Below are 3,268 nucleotides of genomic sequence, written 5' to 3'. Positions count from 1 at the left end.
GGTAAGGTTACTTTTGGTGTGATGTCGATAATACTTTCGCTAATTAATCCGCTTTGATTAGCTTCTACCACTACATTCCGGGGGAGAAGTAGGTCAGGTTGGGCAATTTCAATCTCTACATCAATGGCATTTGGCCCTGGTCGAACCTGGAAAATAGTTCCTACCTTAACGCCTCGATAGCGAACTGTTGCTCCCTTTTGCATTCCGCCAGCGTTAGCAAATTCTACAATAACTTTGTATGAACGACCAGCAGGAGTAAATCTATTTAACCACAGAAACAGTAACCCAAATACCCCTAATCCTAGCAGGAGTAACAACCCCACAGAGCCTTCTCTAAATGTTCGCCCAGACGCGAAGCGGCTTGTCATAAGACCTCGCATTTTTTTCCTCCACCCAATAATTAGTTATGAGTTAGAAGTTGGGAGTTAGGAGTTGAATTTAATCGCTCCTGATTCTTAACTCCTCACTTTCTAACCGACGACTTGAATCGGCCCTTGCACACTTCCACTGAGAAATTGTTTGATTAAAGGATTTTCTGTGTTGTATGTTTCACTAACTGTACCCTGCCACTGCACTCTACCTTCATAGAGAAATATAAGTCTATCAGTTGTACGGCGCATAGTGCTGTCTTGGTGCGTAACAACAGCATAAGTACTACAAACTCCATGTAAACATTGCAAATAACGGATTAAATCTTCGATTACTGTTGAGGCAATGGGATCAAGTCCGGCTGTTGGTTCATCGTATAGTAGAACTTCTGGGCCTTCTGAAGGATTATCGGGGTTAGACATAATCGCACGGGCAAAACTTACCCGTTTTCGCATTCCCCCGGAAAGTTCGGCTGGGTAGAGGTGGCCTATTTCTGGCAAACCTACCATCTCCAATTTTTCTTTTACCAATTCTCCAATGCGCGATCGCGGTAGCTTTGAATTTTGATAAAGTAAAAATCCCACATTTTCCTCCACCGTCAGCGAATCAAATAGCGCCGCCTGCTGAAACACCATGCCAATGCCAACCTGCTGGCTACCATCCTCAATCAAACCCTCTCGCCGCACTCCTTGCACATAAATTTCTCCTTCATCAACAGTAAGTAACCCAGCTATTACCCGTAAAATTGTTGATTTACCAGTCCCTGATGGCCCAATAATCCCTAGTGCTTCTCCCCGGTAAATGGTCAAGTCTACATTATCTAGAACTTTATGGCTACCAAAGGACTTAGAAACACCTTTCAGTTCAATCAATGGTTCAGTCATTAGTCACTTGTACTGAGCGAAGCCGAAGTATTAGTCATTGGTCATTGGTCATTGGTCATTTGTCATTTGTCATTTGTCATTAGCAATTGGACTTTGGACAAATAGCCCAATAGTGATGTCATAGTTATTGGTCGGGCATTGCATGGTACATTATAAGTATATGATTAGCATTTTAATTAATAAAATTTGTTTTTTTAGCATAATACTTAGTTATTTGCAATCTTTAACGTCTCACAATCCCCTCAACGCAAGCTTGACGAAGACACCATAGTAATTTAACGTCTCAGTAACGCAGAACTAAGACTCCAGTTTTTTGGGGATATTAGCAAAGTAATACAATAGTATAAACTACTTAGTATAAATATGCTGATTGTTGTTATAAATAGTTAAAGCAAAGAACTGGCAGTTTTATACATTTATTTTGGTGTTCTTGTCTTAAACCCAAGAACATCTGCTCACACTACTGAGTTAGGGGTCAGTTTTCCGTAAGCTTGAACTGCCCCCTAACTCCTGCCTTCAACGATAAACGCTTTGTAATCTTCAATTAACTTTGCCAAGCGTGAAGCAAGAAATGGACTTGCATCCTGCAAAGCTTCATAAATCTGAATACCTTCTTCTCGATATCGAACAATTTTGTCTTGAGTCCAATAATGTGGTGGTGCTTGTAGGTTGCTAATTCTATCTGCTAATTTCACCATCCATATTTCTTGCGGTTGCTCTTTTATCCTTTGCAAACTATCTGCCATTTGGAGATATTTTGCTAAACTTTCATCTTTAGTCAGTGCAAGTACACCATTAGCTACTGATTCACCAAATTCAGTTTTTATTTCCTCAAATGTTGTATCAGTATCTTCGATTGTGTCATGTAAAATAGCACATTGTATAGCAAGGTTTCCGTCATGTTCTGTTTCTACATTTAGGGCTGCAATTACTTCCATGCTTACAAAACTCAAGTGCATAATATAAGGTATTTCTGAACCTGGCATTTTCTGACCTTGATGTGCGTGTGCTGCTTTATTGAAAGCTTTGATGTAAGTTTCTTGTAACCAGTTTTTTGGGCTGAGTTGATATTTTTTCATTAACTGAATCAATTCCTAACTAAAATTTTGACTAAATGCTCAGAAGTTCAACAAAATAAAATTTGTTTCATGCCTGTGTGGAAGCTTGCAAACAAGTGTTGCTGACTTGTTATGGGTTGCGATCGCCCAGTGTCCAAAGGGAAGGACTCTCGCTTGCCCCTGAACATCCTCAATACCAGGGTAAGACGGTGGCAATCAGTATTAACCTCATAGAGCTTACCACTAGAGAACAACGAAGCATTGAGTTAACAGCAAAAGTACTCCCACCAACCATTCTGGTGTGGCAGTGACTCTTAATTACAAAACAAGTCAGGGGGTTAAATGCCCCCTATTATCATACTCATTTAAAGACTTAAAGATTTTGAAATAAACAATACCCCACAAGATTGAATAATTTATTTGTTGGAAATCTCTTAGAGATTATTAAAATAGCGATCGCGCTACTTGCCACTTTGTTACAATTCCTTTGAGCCAATAATTATATTGAGGATGACAGGTAGCGCCAGCTGTTATATGCTGGGGGGTGCAAGATAGCGAGTAGTTGGTTGTCATGCAAAGATGGCAATCGTATTTTCAAATTGTCACAAACGCAGTCCAGCAACTTTTAAAATGGAACTAGGTCTATCACAAGATATCACAAGAATGTGAGCAATTCTGCTATGAAGACGTTGGCTAAATGGTCTGTAGACGACTATCATCGCATGGTTGAGGCGGGCATTCTGCGTGGTCGTCATCTGGAATTGCTGGCAGGCGAAATTGTTGAGATGAGTCCAGAAACCCCAATTCACTACACCACAGCAAAACGAGGTGCAAAATATTTAGAAGAATTGCTATCAGGTAAAGCTGATGTCCGCTTCAATGGACCCATTACACTATCCGACTCGGAACCCGAACCTGATATTGCAATTGTTCGACTTCCAGAATCATCCTACAACG

General features: G+C 40.4%; 5 protein-coding genes. 2 read left to right on the top strand and 3 right to left on the bottom strand.

Translation table 11 applies throughout. The annotated features are described in order from the left end of the window. The 3 genes from LC574_RS32535 to LC574_RS32525 all read right to left on the bottom strand — a co-directional run. The coding region (locus LC574_RS32535; RefSeq protein WP_229457721.1) for an MlaD family protein at positions 1–380 on the bottom strand (380 nt) is incomplete at its 3' end. Between the two features lie 90 nt (positions 381–470). Further along, complete coding sequence (locus LC574_RS32530; RefSeq protein WP_229457720.1) at positions 471–1,253, bottom strand: ABC transporter ATP-binding protein; 783 nt, start codon at positions 1,251–1,253, stop codon at positions 471–473. A 503-nt stretch (positions 1,254–1,756) separates the two neighbouring features. Then, positions 1,757–2,332: an HD domain-containing protein gene (locus LC574_RS32525; protein WP_229457719.1), complete on the bottom strand. Its 576-nt coding sequence runs from the start codon at positions 2,330–2,332 to the stop codon at positions 1,757–1,759. A gap of 62 nt (positions 2,333–2,394) precedes the next feature. Here LC574_RS32525 and LC574_RS32520 point away from each other — a divergent pair, with 62 nt between their 5' ends. After that, positions 2,395–2,622: a hypothetical protein gene (locus LC574_RS32520; protein ID WP_229457718.1), complete on the top strand. Its 228-nt coding sequence runs from the start codon at positions 2,395–2,397 to the stop codon at positions 2,620–2,622. Between the two features lie 354 nt (positions 2,623–2,976). Continuing rightward, a partial coding sequence (locus LC574_RS32515) for a Uma2 family endonuclease (protein ID WP_229457717.1) occupies positions 2,977–3,268 on the top strand: 292 nt, incomplete at its 3' end.

It is taken from the genome of Nostoc sp. CHAB 5715, assembly GCF_020829685.1.
In the GTDB taxonomy this organism is placed as follows: domain Bacteria; phylum Cyanobacteriota; class Cyanobacteriia; order Cyanobacteriales; family Nostocaceae; genus Nostoc.
Note: the sequence above shows the minus strand (reverse complement) of the source record. Positions and strands in the feature narration are given on the sequence as shown.